At 75.3% G+C, this 16,039-nt stretch carries 15 protein-coding genes; 5 read left to right on the top strand and 10 right to left on the bottom strand.

Going from position 1 to position 16,039, the window contains the following annotated elements; translation table 11 throughout:
• Window positions 1–54 precede the first annotated feature (54 nt).
• The 5 genes from AB1207_RS07660 to AB1207_RS07640 all read right to left on the bottom strand — a co-directional run bounded on the left by AB1207_RS07660 (window position 55) and on the right by AB1207_RS07640 (window position 4,996).
• Window positions 55–759, bottom strand: a complete 705-nt coding sequence (locus tag AB1207_RS07660; RefSeq protein WP_367637374.1) for a tellurium resistance protein — start codon at window positions 757–759, stop codon at window positions 55–57.
• Window positions 760–825: 66 nt separating this feature from the next.
• Window positions 826–1,869, bottom strand: coding sequence for a tRNA (adenosine(37)-N6)-threonylcarbamoyltransferase complex transferase subunit TsaD (tsaD, locus tag AB1207_RS07655; protein ID WP_367637372.1), 1,044 nt, complete (start codon window positions 1,867–1,869; stop codon window positions 826–828).
• Window positions 1,866–2,378, bottom strand: a complete 513-nt coding sequence (gene def, locus AB1207_RS07650) for a peptide deformylase (RefSeq protein WP_367637422.1) — start codon at window positions 2,376–2,378, stop codon at window positions 1,866–1,868. The genes tsaD and def overlap by 4 nt, the downstream gene beginning before the upstream one ends.
• A 109-nt stretch (window positions 2,379–2,487) precedes the next feature.
• Window positions 2,488–4,149 carry a SpoIIE family protein phosphatase gene (locus AB1207_RS07645; protein ID WP_367637371.1) on the bottom strand — a complete coding sequence of 554 codons (1,662 nt, stop codon included), beginning with the start codon at window positions 4,147–4,149 and terminating at the stop codon, window positions 2,488–2,490.
• Window positions 4,150–4,243: 94 nt separating this feature from the next.
• Window positions 4,244–4,996 carry a YceI family protein gene (locus AB1207_RS07640; protein WP_367637370.1) on the bottom strand — a complete coding sequence of 251 codons (753 nt, stop codon included), beginning with the start codon at window positions 4,994–4,996 and terminating at the stop codon, window positions 4,244–4,246.
• Window positions 4,997–5,281: 285 nt separating this feature from the next.
• On the opposite strand from AB1207_RS07640, the gene AB1207_RS07635 reads away from it, so the two are divergent.
• Window positions 5,282–5,626, top strand: coding sequence for an immunity protein CdiI family protein (locus AB1207_RS07635; RefSeq protein WP_367637369.1), 345 nt, complete (start codon window positions 5,282–5,284; stop codon window positions 5,624–5,626).
• A 10-nt stretch (window positions 5,627–5,636) separates the two neighbouring features.
• Here the strand turns inward: AB1207_RS07635 and AB1207_RS07630 are convergent, their stop codons facing one another.
• Together AB1207_RS07630 and AB1207_RS07625 are read right to left on the bottom strand one after the other, a co-directional pair.
• Window positions 5,637–6,221, bottom strand: a complete 585-nt coding sequence (locus AB1207_RS07630; RefSeq protein WP_367637367.1) for an HhH-GPD-type base excision DNA repair protein — start codon at window positions 6,219–6,221, stop codon at window positions 5,637–5,639.
• A 14-nt stretch (window positions 6,222–6,235) separates the two neighbouring features.
• Window positions 6,236–8,068, bottom strand: a complete 1,833-nt coding sequence (locus AB1207_RS07625) for a VanW family protein (RefSeq protein WP_367637365.1) — start codon at window positions 8,066–8,068, stop codon at window positions 6,236–6,238.
• A gap of 191 nt (window positions 8,069–8,259) precedes the next feature.
• Here AB1207_RS07625 and AB1207_RS07620 point away from each other — a divergent pair, with 191 nt between their 5' ends.
• The 3 genes from AB1207_RS07620 to AB1207_RS07610 are packed head-to-tail and all read left to right on the top strand — an operon-like array spanning window position 8,260 to window position 11,764.
• A complete protein-coding gene (locus AB1207_RS07620; RefSeq protein WP_367637364.1) occupies window positions 8,260–8,871 on the top strand; it encodes a TetR/AcrR family transcriptional regulator in 612 nt (203 codons plus the stop codon).
• Window positions 8,868–9,581, top strand: a complete 714-nt coding sequence (locus AB1207_RS07615; protein ID WP_367637362.1) for an ABC transporter ATP-binding protein — start codon at window positions 8,868–8,870, stop codon at window positions 9,579–9,581. Before AB1207_RS07620 ends, AB1207_RS07615 begins: the two co-directional genes overlap by 4 nt.
• Entirely contained in the window at window positions 9,578–11,764 is a 2,187-nt protein-coding gene (locus AB1207_RS07610) for a YhgE/Pip family protein (RefSeq protein WP_367637361.1), read from the top strand. Before AB1207_RS07615 ends, AB1207_RS07610 begins: the two co-directional genes overlap by 4 nt.
• Before the next feature lie 103 nt (window positions 11,765–11,867).
• Here AB1207_RS07610 and AB1207_RS07605 read toward each other — a convergent pair whose 3' ends face one another.
• On the bottom strand, window positions 11,868–12,437 hold the full coding sequence (locus AB1207_RS07605; RefSeq protein ID WP_367637360.1) for a histidine phosphatase family protein: 570 nt from the start codon (window positions 12,435–12,437) through the stop codon (window positions 11,868–11,870).
• A gap of 121 nt (window positions 12,438–12,558) precedes the next feature.
• Window positions 12,559–13,275, bottom strand: coding sequence for a 2-phosphosulfolactate phosphatase (locus AB1207_RS07600; RefSeq protein ID WP_367637359.1), 717 nt, complete (start codon window positions 13,273–13,275; stop codon window positions 12,559–12,561).
• 57 nt (window positions 13,276–13,332) lie between these two features.
• Here AB1207_RS07600 and AB1207_RS07595 point away from each other — a divergent pair, with 57 nt between their 5' ends.
• Window positions 13,333–14,709 (top strand): DUF2254 domain-containing protein, encoded by a 1,377-nt coding sequence (locus AB1207_RS07595; protein ID WP_367637358.1) that lies wholly within the window; start codon window positions 13,333–13,335, stop codon window positions 14,707–14,709.
• A 78-nt stretch (window positions 14,710–14,787) separates the two neighbouring features.
• Here the strand turns inward: AB1207_RS07595 and AB1207_RS07590 are convergent, their stop codons facing one another.
• Window positions 14,788–15,993: an FAD-binding domain-containing protein gene (locus AB1207_RS07590; protein WP_367637356.1), complete on the bottom strand. Its 1,206-nt coding sequence runs from the start codon at window positions 15,991–15,993 to the stop codon at window positions 14,788–14,790.
• Between the last annotated feature and the right edge of the window lie 46 nt (window positions 15,994–16,039).

Raw genomic sequence — 16,039 nt, 5'->3', positions numbered from 1 at the left:
CACCCCGCGGCAGCGGGGAGGCAACGCGGTCGCAGGGACCTCAGACGGACGCCGTCACTTGCGCCCGGTCCGCCACTTCATGCCCCACCCGAACGCCTCGTCGAGGGCCTGCTGCCCGCCCTGCACGTACCGCACCTCGCGCTGGACGGACACCTCGCGGCCGTCGGAGACGATCTGGGCGATCGCGCACATGGGCGAGCGGTCGTCGTGCTCGTCGAGGCGCACCTCGATCTCGGGGCCGGAGGTCGGGTGCAGGGTCACGACGCCGTCGGCGGCGGCCCAGTTCGGGACGCCCTCGTAGATGAAGGCGAAGACGAGGATCCGCTTGATGCGGGCCGCCTGACCGAGGTCGACGAAGAGGTTCTCCCCGCCGCCACCGGTGCGGTCGTCGCCGTCGAGCCAGACGACCGGGTCACCGGCACCGCGGTCGCGGAAGGCGTTGCCGAGGGCCTGCACGACGCCCTTGGACCCGTCGGAGAACTCGTACAGCGCGCCGATGTCCAGGTCGATCCCGGACTGCGGGGCCGCGGCGGCCTTGAGCTTGGAGAAGAACCCGCCACCCGAGGCGGGGGCGGCCCCGGCCGGACGCGCGTTCCAGGCCAGGTGCACGCGCAGCGTGCCGCCGGCCCCGCCCGACTTCGACAGCGACACCTTCGGCGCGGACTTGGTCAGCGTCACCTTCGAGAGCGAGACGCCCCCACCTCCACCGCCCGCGGGCGGTTCGGGGCTGTTCGCCTTCTTCGAGTAGTCGATGGCCACGGGTCCGACGCCTTTCGTCCGGGGAACTGTCTCCCAGCCAACGTACGGCTGCCCCGGGTAGTGCCGTCAGGTCCAGGGACCGGCGAGCAGCGCCCCCGTCAGCGGCGCGGACGGGTCCGCCCCCAGGTCCAGCCCCGACGCCGGCGCACCGGCGCGGACGAGCAGGTCGCCGACGGCGGCGATCATCGCGCCGTTGTCGGTGCACAACCGGATGGGCGGCACGCGCAGCTCGACACCGGCTGCGGCGCAACGCTCCTCGGCCAGGGACCGGACGCGCGAGTTCGCCGCCACCCCGCCGACGAGCAGCAGCGTGTCGACGCGGTGCTCGCGGCACGCAGCGAGGGCCTTGCGGGTCAGGACGTCGGCGACGGCCTCCTGGAAGCTCGCCGCGACGTCGGCGACGGGCACCTCGCCCCCGGCGTCGACGCGGGCCTCGACCCAGCGCGCGACGGCCGTCTTCACCCCCGAGAAGGAGAACCCGTACGCCGGGTCCGAGGGCCGGGACAGCGCGCGGGGGAAGCCGATGGCGTGCGGGTCGCCCTCGCGGGCCACGCGGTCCACGACCGGTCCGCCGGGGTAGCCGAGGCCGAGGACGCGGGCGACCTTGTCGAAGGCCTCCCCCGCCGCGTCGTCGATGGTGTCGCCGAGGTGCACGATCGGGTCGCGGCCGAGGTCGCCGAGCAGCAGCAGGGACGTGTGCCCGCCGCTGACGACGAGCGCCACGCACCGCGAGGGCAGCGGGCCGTGCTCCAGGACGTCGACGGCCGCGTGCCCGGCGAGGTGGTGGACGCCGTAGAGCGGCTTGTCGAGCGCGAACGCGAGCGCCTTGGCCGAGGCCAGCCCGACCTGCACGGCCGTCGACAGCCCGGGCCCCGCGGTCACGGCGACGGCGTCGACGTCGGACAGCTGCAGGGACGCCTTGTCCAGCGCCTCGTGCAGGACGGGGACGATGGCCTCGAGGTGGGCGCGGGCCGCGACCTCGGGGACGACACCGCCGAAGCGGGCGTGGGCGTCCATGCTCGAGGCGAGCGCGTCGCCGAGCAGCACGCCCTCGCTGACGAGGCCGACACCGGTCTCGTCGCAGCTGGACTCGACCCCGAGGACGATCACGCGGGCGCCCGCAGACCGGCCGCCTCGAGGATCTCGGCGCGTTCGTCGGCGGGCAGCCGGTCGACGTAGACGACGCCGTCGAGGTGGTCGCTCTCGTGCTGCAGGCAGCGGGCGAGCAGGCCGGTGCCGACGATGCGGACGGGCCGGCCGTGGACGTCGACGCCGCGGACCTCGGCGGTGTCGGGGCGGGCCAGGTCGGCGTACTCGCCGGGCACGGACAGGCAGCCCTCGCCGTCGAGGTCGAGGCGGCGCTTGCGGCCCGTGGGCAGGTGCAGGACGGGGTTCACGACGTGGGCGACGACGTTCTCGCCCGTCGTCTCCGACTCCGCGTCGGGGCAGTCGACGACGAAGACGCGCGCGTCGACGCCGATCTGGTTGGCGGCCAGGCCCACGCCGTCGGCGGCGTCCATCGAGGCGAACATGTCGGCGACGAGCTGGACGAGGTCGTCGTCGAAGGCCGTCACGGGCGTGCAGGGGCGGTGCAGCACGGGCGTGAAGTACCGCGTGATCGGGTGGACGACCCCGGTGCGCCCCTCGAAGACGACGGGGACCCGCTCCGCCGGCTCGACGGGGGTCGACGCGGGGTCTTCAGGGGAGCTCACGACACGTGATCGTAGGTCAGGGCTGCGGGTGGAAGCGGACCGCGAGCAGCGCGACGTCGTCCCCGCCCGCGTCCGGGCCCCCGTCCTCGACCTCCGCGAGCAGCTCGTCCAGCGCCGCGGCCAGGTGCGGACCGGCCAGACCGGACGCCTTGGCGCGCAACCGCTCGATGCCCACGTCGAGGTCGTCGTCGCGGCGCTCGACGAGGCCGTCGGTGTAGAGCAGCAGCGTCGCCCCCGCGGGGACCTCGACGACGTGGTCGGTGCGGTGACCGGCCCCCACCCCGAGCAGGAGGTCGGGGTCGGCGTCGAGGACGCGGGCGGTGCCGTCGGCCAGGACGAGGACGGGCGGCGGGTGGCCGGCGTTGGCCCAGCGCAGCACCCGCACCCCGGCCGCGCGGGCGCCGGCGTCCTGCTCGACGCGCACGACGAGGCAGCTGGCCAGGATCGCGTCGGCGCGGAAGGAGTCGACGACCGACTCCAGGCGGTCCAGCAGCAGCGCGGGCGGGTCGTCGCGGTCGACGGCCAGGGCGCGCAGGGCGATGCGCAGCTGCCCCATCTCGGCGGCCGCGGTGATGTCGTGCCCGGCGACGTCGCCGATGACGAGCAGCGTCGTCCCGTCCGGGAGCAGCACGCCGTCGTACCAGTCGCCCCCGACCTGGTCGTCGGTGTGGGCGGCGACGTACCGGGCGACGAGCTCGAGCCCGCCGGCCTGGGGCAGGTCCGTCGTGAGCATGGAGTTCTGCAGCGTGCGGGCCGTCGCCGTCCGCTCGGCCAGCAGCAGGGCCCGCTGCAGCGCCTGCGTCGTGTAGGAGGCGAGGGCCACCAGCATGGCCCGCTGCCCCTCGGGCAGGTCGACGTCCTCGCGCCAGACGACGGTGAGCAGCCCGACGCTGCGGCGGGCGGCCAGCAGCGGGACGGTCGCGACGAGCCGGGCCCGCGAGACGTCCCAGCGGTGGGCGAGCTCGGGGAACCCCGAGCGCAGGCTGTCCTCGTCGTCGAACCGCGGCTGCCCGTCGCGCAGGGCGACGAGTCCCGGGCCGGGACCGTCGAGGGGCACGTCCTGCCAGTGCTCCTGCGCCCCGGGCGCGTAGTCGCCCGTGAAGGGGGTGCGCAGGACCTGGCGGTCGTGGTCGACGACGGACACCGCCGCGTACGTCGCCCCGAAGCCCTCGCGCGCCGCGGCGGCGGCCACCTCGGCGACGTCGGCCACCGTGCGCGTGGCGGTCAGCGCCTCGGACAGCCGCAGCAGCCGCGTCGTGTTCTCCAGGGACCGCTGCAGCGATCCCATGAGGGCGTCGCGCTCGACCTCGAGCGCCCGCTCGGCGGTGACGTCGCGGAAGGAGCACAGGACGGTCTGCCGCCCGTCCGGGCCGTCGACGCGCTGGGCCCGGACCGCGATCCACCGGTCGGTGCCGGGGACGGGGCCGGTCCAGGTGACGAGCCCGCCCTCGGCGCGCGTGCGGCGCAGCTCGTCGTGGAAGTCGCTGCCGACCGCGGCGGGGAACACGTCGGACAGCAGCCGGCCCACCATCTGCGACGGCAAGAGGCCGTACAGGGCGGCGCCGGCGGCGTTGACGTGCTCGACGCGCCACTGCTGCGCGTCGAGCACGATGGTTCCCTCGGAGACCTCTTGCCACGCACGCAGGAGCAGCGGGTCCACCGCTCCCGCGGACGACATGCCAGCAGGTTAGGGACCAGGGGGCCTGTCCCGCAGGCGATCCGGCGCATCCACCGGTTCGCCCGGGACACCTCCCGAGGGGACCCCGCGGACGTCAGGCCGGGACGGCGGGGACCGAGAACTCGATCGTCCCGGCGTCCTGGACGGACACGAAGCCGAGGTTCGGCGCCTGCACGCCGTAGTCGGACCACGTGACCGGCAGCGAGCCCGTGACGGTCACGGCCTTGTCCGCCGTGCGCTGCACGGTCGCGGGGACGGTGACGTCCTTCGTCGTGCCCTTGAGCGTCATCGCCCCGGTGAGCTGGACGGCGATCGTCGAGCCGACCTCGAGCCCACCGAGCGGGACGGGGGAGGTCACGGCGAAGTCGGCGGTCGGGAAGCGGTCGACGTCCATGATGTCGGCGCCGCGGAACTGCCCGTCGCGGGCGCTGGAGTCGGTCTCGACGCTGGCGAGGTCGACGGACACCTTCCCCGCGGTGAGCTGCCCGCCGTCGACGGTGAGCGAGCCCGTGACCTCGTCCGTCCGCCCCGTGACGGTGACGTTCTGGCCGTTGAGGACCTCGTCGACGCGGTATCCCGCGGTGCCACCGCTCGTGATCGCCCACGACCCGTTGAGCGCGGCGTCGGTGGAGGCCGCGGTGGCGGTCGCGCTCGGCGTGGAGCCGGCGGTGACGAGCGGGGCCGCGGCCTTGGCGCCCTCGACCTTCGCGTAGATCCGCGGGCCCACGACGGCGGCCAGGACGAGGAGGACGACGACCACGGCCAGCCCGATCCAGAGCCTGCGGCGGCGCGGCCGGCCCGGCCCCGTGGAGCGGGAGGGACTGTCGGTGGTGCTGGTGCTGCTCATGGGGACCCCCGTGAGTCGTGACGCCGTCCGGTCGGGGCGTCGTGTCACCGGCTACACGGATCCGGCGGGCCCCGGGGTTCAGCTGCGAGCCTGCCGGGAGGCCGGGAACCACCTGGACGGACGCCGGGAGCTCCCCCGACCAGCGGGTGAACGGCGGGCGAACCCCGGATGGCGTCGTCCCCCTCTCAACTACGACGGTGCGTCGTTGCAAACGTTGCGGCGCAGGCGGTGCGACGCCGTCCGCGGTGGTCCGGAGCACCCCCGTGGAGGGCCTACCCTCGACGCGTGCCGTTTGAGCGACTTGAGCGATTGCGCCTCATGAGCGACTACCTGGCCCCGACGCCCGTGTGGGCGCCGGCCGACCTCGGGGGCTTCGTCCTCAGCCCCACGCACCTGGACCACCTGGGCCTGGACGAGCACCTGCGCACGGGCCTGCTGGCCTGGCAGGCCTACTTCGACGAGCACCACCCCGTCGACCTGTGCGGGTGGGACTCCCCGTCGTCCTGCACCACGTACGCCAGCGAGGGGTTCCGGCTGCAGTCGGAGCTGAACCACGCGCTGCCCGGGGTCCACTTCGACCTCGACCTGTGGCCCGTGCGGGCCGTGGACCTGGACGTCCTGCCCCTCTGACGGTCCCCCGTCAGGACCCCTTGGCCGCCTTCGCGGCCCGCTTGGCCTCCTGCTTGGTCGCGCGCACCTTCTGCAGCGACTCGGCGTCGACGATGTCGGCGACCGACCGGTAGGACCCCTCCTCGCCGTAGTCGCCCGCGGCGCCGCGCCAGCCCTCCGGCTGCACCTCGTAGCGCTTGCCGAGCAGGGCGACGAAGATCTTGGCCTTCTGCGCACCGAACCCGGGCAGCGCGGACAACCGCTTGAACAGCTCCCGGCCGTCCGCCACCCCCGTCCACAGGTCCTCGGTGCGCCCGTCGTAGGTGTCGACCAGTGCCTGCGCGAGGGCCTGGGCGCGCTTGGCCATCGACCCCGGGTACCGGTGCAGCGCCGGGGGTCCCTTGAACCACGCCTCGACCGTCCCCGGGTCGGCCGCGGCGAGGTCGTGCGCCGACAGGACCTGCGCGCCCATCCGCTCGGCGAGCAGCTTCGGGGCGGAGAACGCCCACTCCATCGGCACCTGCTGGTCGAGCAGCATGCCGAGCAGCAGGGCCAGCGGGTCCCGCGACAGCAGGTCGTCGGCGGCCTCGTCCTGGGTCAGGTGAACCGTGGGCACGGGACGATCGTGCCCTACTGGGCCGGGGTCCCGACAGGAGCCGTGGGGCTGGAGGGTGCGGGGCTGCTCGGCCGCACCGTCGCCGGGTCGGGTCCGCAGACGATGCGGTTCTCGGGGTTGTAGACCGTCGTCCACGTCTCCCGCTGCGGCGCACCGCCACCGACGGGCGTCATGACGCGCGTGACGTCGACCGTGAACCCCGTCGCCGTGGCCGAACTGGCCTTGCAGCCGCCGGAGGTGTCGTAGATCGTCCGCGGCGGCTTGACGTTGCGCCGCACGGACTTCTCGGCCGTGACGTCCATGAACTTCGTCCCGTACATCGAGACGACGACCTGGTTCCCGACGATCCCGGCCTGGATGTAGACGCCGTGGCCGGAGTCGTTGCGGAAGCGGTTGTCGATGCTGCGCCAGTCGATCGTGGCCTCCCGGCCCTCGGGGTAGCGGGAGATGTAGAACGAGTGCGGTTTGTGCTCGATCTCGTCGAGGCCGCCGAAGAACACCGCGTTGAACAGCGTGGTGGACAGCTGCGAGACGCCGCCGCCGTAGTCGTCGACGAGCCGGCCGCCGGAGATGACGGGCGCGCGGTTGAACCCGCGTTCGGGCGTGCGCTCCCCGACGGTGTCGTTGAGGGAGAACTCCTCCCCCGGGCGCAGGATCGTGCCGTCGACGTGCGAGGCGGCGATGCGGATGTTCTCGGTGCGGCCCTTGTTCGCCGTCAGGGTGGTGGCGAACGTGGAGATGCGCTCGGTGATCCCCAGCTGCTGCAGCGCTTCCGTCGTCAGCGCGGGCTGGGACTCGGTGAGCTGCACCTCCGCACGGCGCGTCGGTTGCTCACCGGTGAGGGCGCCCGTGACGGCCTTCGCGAGGTCCTCCGGCGGCGCGGCGCGGCCGGCGACGGCCGGCACGACCTGGGGAGTCTCGCCGACGATCTCGATGCGCGCGTCCTGCGCGGCGCTCTCGAACTGCGGGTCGGCGGCCACGAGGGCGGCCTGCAACCCGGCGCCGTCGGCGACGAGGGCCGCCTTCCCGTCGACGGGCCGGACGGCGAGGGACCGGGCGAAGGCGGCGGGGGCGAGGGTCGCCTCCCGGCCGCCGCCGGCGACGACGAGGTTGCCGGCCACGGCGGGCCGCGCGACGGCTTCGACGGCGGACTGGATCCCCGCGGCGTCGACGGACGGCTCGGCGACGGCGGCCTGCAGCGTCACCGGGCGACCGCTCAGCCACCCGCCGCTGACGGCGCGGGCGGCGGCGTCGACGTCGAGGGCGCGCCCGTCCTCCGGGGCGGTGACGGCGGGTTCGACGGTGCCGTCCTCGCGCACGTCGAACGTGACGGCCCCCTCGACGGGGGCGACGGCCACGGAGTCGGCGAGCGGTTGCAGCGCGGTCCGCAGGGCCGCGGTGTCGACGTCGACCTCCGGCGCCTGCGTCGTCCCGCCGGGGAGGTGGCGCCAGAGGTCGGCGGGGGCCCACGCCGGGCCGGTGAGGCGTTCGGCGGTGGCGGCGGCGTCGACGGCCAGCCCGGCCTCGCCGGGCACGACCTCGTCGGTCGCGGACGCGCCGGCGCCGGTGACCTGCAGGGCGACGGGCGTGGTGGACAGCTGCTGCGCACGCCCGCTCAGCGTGCTTTCGACGGCCGCGCGGTCCTGCCCACCCACGTCGGCGCCGAGGACGGTCGTCCCCCGCGGCGCCTGGCCGCCCAGGGCGAGGGCCGCGGCGCAGTACCCGCCCGCGATGACGACGACGCCGAGGCCCACCCAGGTGGTGGGTCGCCGGAACCACGGCCGTCGTGGCCGGTCGCTGCTCGGCCGTCCGGTCTCCTGCTGCGCCGGCTGGTCGGTGTTGGGCACTGCGTCGTTCCCCCGCTCGCTCCCCCGCGCGCGGATCACGGGACGTGTCCGCGCGGGCACAGCCTAGGAGTTCGATGAGCCTGCTCGGGTCCGTCCCGGGAGTCTCCGGGGCACGGTCCCATCACGATGCAATCCGCATTCGATGCACTACGCACTTGATGCAGTGTGTATCCGAGGTCTACCGTGGTCAGGTGACCACCACGACCGACGCGCGCACCACCAAGCGCCGCGCCGAGACCCGAGCCCGCCTGCTGGCCGCCGCCCTCGAGGTGCTCGGCGAGCAGGGCCTGGCCCGCAGCAGCGTCGAGAACGTCTGCGAGCGGGCGGGCTACACCCGCGGCGCCTTCTACTCGAACTTCGCGACGATGGACGACGTCGTCGCCGCCCTCTACACCGACCAGGCGGGCGCCCTCGTCGCGCGCGTCGAGGAACGGCTCGCGGGCGGCCTGCCCGGCACCGACCTCGACCAGCTCGTCGGGCACGTCCTGGAGGTCCTGCCGGTGGACCGCCAGTGGCACGCGGTCCGCACCGAGTTCACCGCGCAGGCCCTGCGCAACACCGAGGCCGCCGCGACGCTGACGCAGCAGCGCTCCGAACTGCGCGCCCGCCTCGCCCCCGTCCTCGTCGAGGCCCTGCAGCGCATCGGCCGCCGCCCGACCGTCCCCGCCGACGACCTCGTGCGCGCCCTCGTCACCGCCCACGAGGGCCTCGTCGCGGCGCACCTGCTCGGCGAACCCGCCGGGATCGGCCCGCGCCTGCTGACCGTGGCGCTCCAGACGTTCACCGAGGAGGTGCCCGCGTGAGCGACCCCGCGGGACCCCCCGTCGTGCGCGCGCAGGGCCTGACCCTCGAGGCCGGTGGCCGCACGGTGTTCTCCGGCGTGGACCTCGACGTCCCCGCCGGCACCACCCTCGTCGTCCGCGGCCAGGCCTCGGCCGGCAAGACGTCCCTCCTGCTGACCCTCGCCGGGCGCATGAAGCCCACGGGCGGGTCGCTCACCGTCCTCGGCGAGAGGCTGCCGGAGAAGGCGGCGCGGGTCCGGCGCCGGGTCGCCCTCGCGGAGGTCCGCGGCGTGAACGAGCTCGAGGACGCCCTCACCGTCGAGCAGCACATCGCCGAACGCCTCGTCCTGCACCGGCCCTGGCACCGCCCGTGGGTCTCCGGCGACCAGGTCGCCCAGCAGCTCGAGCGCGTCCAGTCCGTCCTGGACCGCACGGCCCGCCACGGGGTCCAGGCCCCGCCGCTGCGGCCGCGGGAGTTCGTCAGCGACCTGCAACCGCTGGAGCGCATGACGCTCGGCGTGGTGCTCGCCCTCATCGGCCGTCCCGACGTGCTCGTCGTCGACGACGTGGACTCGTTGCGCCGCAGCGAGGACCGTCGACGCGCCTGGTCGTCCCTGACGGCCCTGCAGGAGACGGGCCTGACGGTCCTCGCCAGCTGCTCCGACTCCTCCGACATCCCGTGGCACTCCGCCGACGGCCGCATCCTCCTCGACCTCCAGGACGAACAGTGAAACTGCCCCGTTTCTCCCTCCCCGGTCTGGAGCTCGCGCGCTTCCGGCGGGCCACGATCACCAAGCTCGCGATCCTGGCGGTCGTGATCGTCCCGCTGATCTACGGCGGGTTGTACCTGTGGTCGAACACCGACCCGGTGGGACGGTTGGAGAACCTGCAGGCCGTCGTCGTGAACTCCGACGTGCCCGCCACCGTCACCGGCGTCGACGGGTCCCCGCGCACCGTCGACGCGGGGAAGGAACTGGTCGAGCAGCTCACCGGTCCCGACGCCGCCGCCGGGTTCCACTGGCGCACCGCCACCGAGGAACAGGCCGCGCAGGGCCTGCGCGACGGCGACTACGCCGCCGTCCTGCGCATCCCGTCCGGGTTCTCCGCCGCGCTCGCCTCCACCGGCGGCGCGGACCCGCAGCAGGCCAAGCTGTCCGTGACGACCGACGACGCCGAGAACTACATCCTCGGTCAGGTCACGAACACCATCGCGACGACGATCCGCACCAAGGTCGCCACCGGCGCCACGACGAACTACCTCGAGAACGTCTACGTCGCGTTCTCCTCCATCCACGACTCCCTCGGCAAGGCTGCCGACGGGGCCGGGCAGCTCGCCGACGGCGCCCGCAAGGCCGACGAGGGCGCCGGGTCGCTCGTGGTCGGCCTCGGCGACCTCGACAAGGGCGCCGCCCAGCTCGTCGACGGCACGGGCCAGCTGCGCAGCGGTTCCGCGCAGCTCGCCACCGGCACCGCGAAGGTCGCGACCGGCGCCGACGGGGCCGCCACCGGCGCCGGCCAGCTCGCCACGGGCCTGGACCAGCTCCGCACCGCGACGAAGGACCTCCCCGCCCAGACCGCGCAGCGGTCCGCCGGCGCCTCCCAGGTCGCGACCGGCGCCGGCCGGGTGGCCGACGGGGCCGACGCCGTCGCGGGAGCCGCGAACCGCGTCCTGCCCGCGCTCCAGCAGGCGCAGCAGCTGTCCCCCCTCGTCGACCAGCTCCTCGCCCAGGCCCGCCAGCTGTCCGCGGCCAGCCCCGACGACGCGAACCTCGCCGCGACCGTCCGCAGCCTCGAACAGGCCCAGCAGGCGCTCGCGGACGGGTCCGTGGCCGGGATCGGGCAGCAGGTCCAGCAGCAGGTCGGCGCGCTCGCGACCGGCGCCCGCCAGCTGTCCGACGGCGCGTCCGCCGTCTCGACCGGCGCCGGGAAGCTCGCCGCGGCCGCCCCCGCGCTGCAGCAGGGCGTGGCGAAGGCCGCCGACGGGGCCGACGCCCTCGCCACGGGCACCCGCCAGCTCGCCACCGGCGCCCACAGCACCGCCGACGGCGCGTCCGCCCTGTCCACCGGCGCCGCCCGCGTCGACGACGGGGCGACCGCCCTGCTGAACGGGACGTCGAAGGCCAAGGACGGCGCCGGTCAGCTCGCCGACGGCACCCAGCAGCTCGCCGACGGCGCGGGGTCCCTCCAGAGCCAGCTCGCGCAGGGCCAGGGCAAGGTGCCCGTCTACACCGGCGACGCGGCCACCGACCGCGCCGGCGTCGTCGCCGCCCCCGTGGCCGCCGACCGCGTCAAGGAGCACGCCGTCCCCCGCTACAGCGACGGCCTCGCCCCGCTGTTCGTGCCGGTCGCCCTGTGGGTCGGCGGGATGGTGACGTACATGGTGCTGCGCGCCGTCTCGCCCCGGGCGCTCGCCTCCACGGCGTCGTCCTACCGCGCCGCCGTCGCCGGCTGGGTGCCCGGCGCCCTGCTCGGCGTCGCCCAGGCCGTCGTCCTGTGGCTGGTGCTGCTGCTCGCGGTCGGGATCGCCTCGCCGAACCCCGTCGCGACGGTGGCCTTCGCCGCACTCGTCGCGGTGGTGTTCACCGCGATCCACCAGTGCCTCAACGCCCTGCTGGGCGGGGTGGGCCGCCTCGTCGCCCTCGTGCTGCTCGTCCTGCAGCTGACGTCGGCCGGCGGCACCTACCCCGTGGGGACGTCGCCGACGTTCTTCGAGGCGCTGCACCCGTTCCTGCCGATGTCGTACGCGGCCGACGGCCTGCGCCACCTCGTCACCGGCGCCGCCGCGGGCCCCGTCCTCCTCGACGCGGGGGTGCTCGCCGCCTTCGGGGTGCTGGCGCTGAGCGTCACCGTCCTCGCCTGCCACCGCCGCCGCACCTGGACCGTCGCCAAGCTCCACCCCTCCCTCACCCTCTGAGGGACGCCCCCCTCCGCGCCCCGGTCCCGCGTGGAAAACACTCTTTCCGCCCTCGAAGAGCGCTTCCGAGGGCGGAAAGCGTGTTCTCCGCCCCGCTCTGGGGTCAGGCGGTGAGGTGGTCGGTGGCGGCGAGCCGGACCAGGTGCCAGCGGTCGTCCGCGAGCGCCAGCTCGGTCAGGGCCCCGGGCGGGACGCCGTCCGCGACCAGGGTCGCCGGGACCGCGGAGTCGCCGAACGCGGTGCGCAGGAAGTCGACCGTGACGCCCCCGTGGGTCACGGCCACCACGGGTGCCGTCGTCGCAAGCCGCCGCAGAGCCGCGTCGAGCCGGTCCCCTGCCGCGCGCGAGGAATCGCCGGACCGTGGCCGGTGGTCCCGGTCGGCGGTGGCGCGCCGCCAGTCGGCGAGGAAGTCCTCGACCGACTCCGTGCCCGGCACCCACTCCATCCGCTCGGCCAGGTCGGCGTCGACCACCGTGCGCACCCGCAGAGCCCTCGCGAGCGGCGCGGCGGTCTGGCGGGTGCGGCGGCGGGGGCTGGCGTGGACCCGTCGGACGCCCCGGTCCGCGAGCGTCGCCGCGACGTCGTGGGCCTGCCGGACCCCGCGGAGCGTCAGTCCCGAGTCGGCGCCACGACCCTTCTCGGCGTGCTGGACGAGGACGACGGTGACGACCACGGGACGAGCCTGCACCCGGAGACCGCATGCTGGTGCTGCAGCCAACGGCCCCGAGACCGCGAAACACCGGCGTGTCGTCGGCGTGTCGCTCGATGGAGGCAGCGCTGGCACGCGGTCGTCGTCAGCCGCCGAGGAAGCACCCGTCGACCAGGACGGGCACGACGTCGCTCATGCCCACCTCGGCCGCCACGTCGACGTCGGCGGCGAACCCCAGGTCGCACAGCTCCCGGCCACTCACACTGTCCCGCAACGACTCCCGCACGTCCGACACCGCGCGGTAGGCATCGGCCGCGTCCCGCGCAGCTCCGGACAGCACCCAGCCGCGGTCCTGCAGACCCGACAGCACCGCCCCCGCACCCCAGAGGTCCTCCTCGGCCCGGCGCAGCCCGGCCCCGTCCCGTTCCCCGGCGGCCAGCACGAGGACCGGGCCGCTGGGCGCGTTCCGCGCGAGCCACCCGGCGACGGCGCCGGCGTTGCGCAGGCAGGCGGCGACCACCACGAGCCCCAGCTCCGCGGCGGCGGCGGTCAGCGTCGACCCGTTGGGCGACGGCAGCACGATCCGCCGCAGACCGGGACCGGCCGCGCGGACGCTCACCGGGGACAGGCTCACCTCGCCCGGCCGCGCCCGCGAGCGCCCCACCGCCAGGACGGCCTGGCGACGCCGGGCGACGTCGGCGGCGGTCGCGTCGGCCCACGGGTGCGGCACGACCTCGATCCCGCGGTCCAGAGCCACCGTGACGGTCGTCGTGGAGGACAGGACGTCGACCACGACGACGGCCGCGGCGCCGGGGCCGAGGCGCTCCAGGTCCTCCCGTCCCCAGCCGGTGCTGACGGTCACCGGACTCCTCCGACGTCCCGACGGGTCGCATCCGCCGGGTCCTGCCACTGTGCGCTCGTGACCCACCGACGAGGCCTCCGGCTCGCCGTCCTGCGGGAGACCGCCCGCACCCGGTTGTGGCCGGTCCCCGTCGCAGGCGTCGTCCTGGCGGTGCTGGCCGGGCTGCTGCTGCCCGTGCTCGACGCGCGCCTCGACGCCCACCTGCCCGGTCCCGTGGCGGACGTCGTGTTCGGCGGCGGCGCGGGCGCCGCGCGCACGGTCCTGGACGCCGTCGCCAGCTCGCTCATCACGGTCACGTCCCTCACCTTCTCCCTCACCGTCGTGACGTTGCAGCTGGCCAGCAGCCAGTTCTCCCCGCGGCTGCTGCGCACCTTCACGCAGGACCGCTTCGTCCACGGCACCCTGGCCCTCTTCCTGGCGACCTTCACGTACGCGCTCACGGTCCTGCGCACGGTCCGCAGCCCGAGCGACGACGGCAGCGGGCTCGCGTCGGCCGCCGTCGTGCCGCGCATCTCGGTGACGGTCGCGTTCCTGCTCGCGGTGGCCAGCGTCGTCTGCCTCGTGCTGTTCCTGGGCCACCTGGCCCGCGAGATCCGCGTCGAGACCATGCTCGCGCGGGTGCAGACCGAGGCTTGCCGCACCGCCGACCTGCTCTACCCCAGCGACGGGACGGTCACGTCCACGCCCCCGGACGAGGAGGTCGTCGTCCCGCCGTCGGCCGTCCCGGTGCCGGCGACCCGCTCGGGGTTCCTCAGCCTGGTGGACGAGGAGGCGCTGCTCGACGTGGCCGTGGCGACGGGCGTCACCGTCGTGGTGGGCCGCCTGCCGGGCAGCTCGGTCGTGGCGGGGACGCCGGTCGCCTGGTGCTGGACCACGTCCGGCGACCCCGTCGCGCCCGTCGACCTCGACCGGGTCCGCGCGGTCGTGCAGACGGCCGTGGTCGTGGGACCGGAACCGACGCAGGCGCAGGACCTCGCGTTCGGGCTGCGGCAGCTCGTCGACGTGGCGAGCAAGGCGCTCTCCCCCGGCATCAACGACCCGACGACGGCCGTGCACGCCATCGGTCACGCGTCGGCGTTCCTCTGCTCCATCGCGGACCGCCGGCTGGGCGACCAGGTCGCCCGCGACGACGAGGGGGTCCTGCGCCTGGTCGTGCGACGGCCGAGCGTCCCCGACCTGCTGGACCTGGCCGTGGCGCAGCCGCTGCGCTACGGGGCGGCGGACCCCGTGGTGCTCACGCGGGTGGCGGCGCTGCTGGGGGAGGTCGCCTGGTGCACGTCCCGCCCGCTCGTCCTGGACGCGGTGGGCGCGCAGCTGGCCCGTCTGGAGACCGTCGTCGACGCGCAGGCCTTCGACGAGGTCGAGCGGGCCCGGCTCCAGGCGGAGGTGGACCGGGCGAGGTCCGCGCTCACCCGCGCCACCGTCGCCCGCTGAGGGACGGGAAGCACACCTTCCGCCCCACGACAGCGCGCGTGAGGGGCGGAGGGAGTGTCCTCCACGCGGGCCGGGAGGTCAGCGGACGGTGCGGACCCACGCGCTGAACGAGCGCAGCGAGCCGGAGCCGGGGCGGCGCAGCCACGGCCACGGGTGCAGGGCGGCGACGTCGAGGCGGGCGGAGCGGCGGGCGAACCCGGGGACGGGCGCGAACGTCACGGCGACGCGGCGGCCGGCGAGCTCGGCGACGGGATCGCCGAGGTGGACGTCGCAGCCGAGCTCGGCGAGCGTCTCGGCCAGGAAGACCAACCGCTTGCCGGACAGGCGCAACCGGCGCAGCAGCGGCTCGTCGAACACGAAGACGGCGGGCAGGTCGGGGTGGGCCGCCAGGGCGGGGTCGGTGTCGCCGAGGGACTCCGCGGTCAGCCAGACGGTGTCGGGGTCGCCCTGCACCTCGGGCCGCTTCGGGCCGGCGTCGGTGGGGCCGCCGGCCAGGCCCTCGGGCGGCTCGACGCGCGGGCCGGCGTCGGTCTCGGGCCAGTCCTGGACGGGGCAGGCGTCCTTCAGCGCGCACGTCCCGCACAGGCCCGGAGCGCGCTTCTCGACCTGCCAGCGGCTGAACCCGTAGACCTTCCCGGTGCCGGTGCCGACGGCCCACTGCCAGCCGAGGCGGTTGGCGGCGGCGGAGCCGTCGAGCAGGTGCCGGTACATCTCGTGGGCGCCCTCGCGCCAGTCCGCACCCGCCCGCACGGACCACTGCGAGGCCAGCCACATCCGGGTCTGGTTCACGAGCCAGCCGTCCTCGTGCAGCTCCCCCGTGGTGGCGGCGACGCAGGCCATCTCCTCCGGCCAGGGCTCGCGGGTCCACGGTTGTGCGGGGACGGGGGCGCCGAAGCGGAGGTGCTCGCCGTTCGCGCGCCCGACGCGGGCGTAGAGGTGGCGCGCGTACTCCTGCCAGAGCAGTTCGTCGCGGAACTTCGACCGGTCGCGGGCGGGTGCGTCCTTAGCGGCGGCCCAGACGGCGGGCAGCGGCAGCAGGCCGTGCCGGATGTACGGGGACAACCGCGTCGCCCCGCGGCGGTGCTCGGGCGCCACCTCGTTGCGGCGGGCGGCGTAGCCGGTGAGGTCGAGGCCCGCGAGGGCGGCGTCGGCGGCGGACTGCCCCCCGCGCACGGCGGAGGCCGCGACGTCCCCGGGTCCCTCGACGGTGAGGTGCCCGAGGTGGGTGCGGACCCAGTCGAGCACCGCCGGGCGGCCGGTGGGCGGGGAGGGCAGGCGGGGCACGGCGCCATCCTGGGTCCGGCGTGCGTCCTCCGCCCGCCCGGAGGCA

This window comes from Kineococcus endophyticus (assembly GCF_040796495.1).
Taxonomy (GTDB): Bacteria; Actinomycetota; Actinomycetes; order Actinomycetales; family Kineococcaceae; genus Kineococcus; species Kineococcus endophyticus.
This window is presented reverse-complemented; position numbering and strand designations above follow the sequence as displayed.

What these genes read in the sequence shown, in the direction of transcription:
- AB1207_RS07640 (WP_367637370.1), bottom strand. Translation starts at nt 4,996, where the DNA reads ATGAGCAGCACCAGCACCACCGACAGTCCCTCCCGCTCCACGGGGCCG.
- AB1207_RS07645 (WP_367637371.1), bottom strand. Translation starts at nt 4,149, where the DNA reads ATGTCGTCCGCGGGAGCGGTGGACCCGCTGCTCCTGCGTGCGTGGCAA.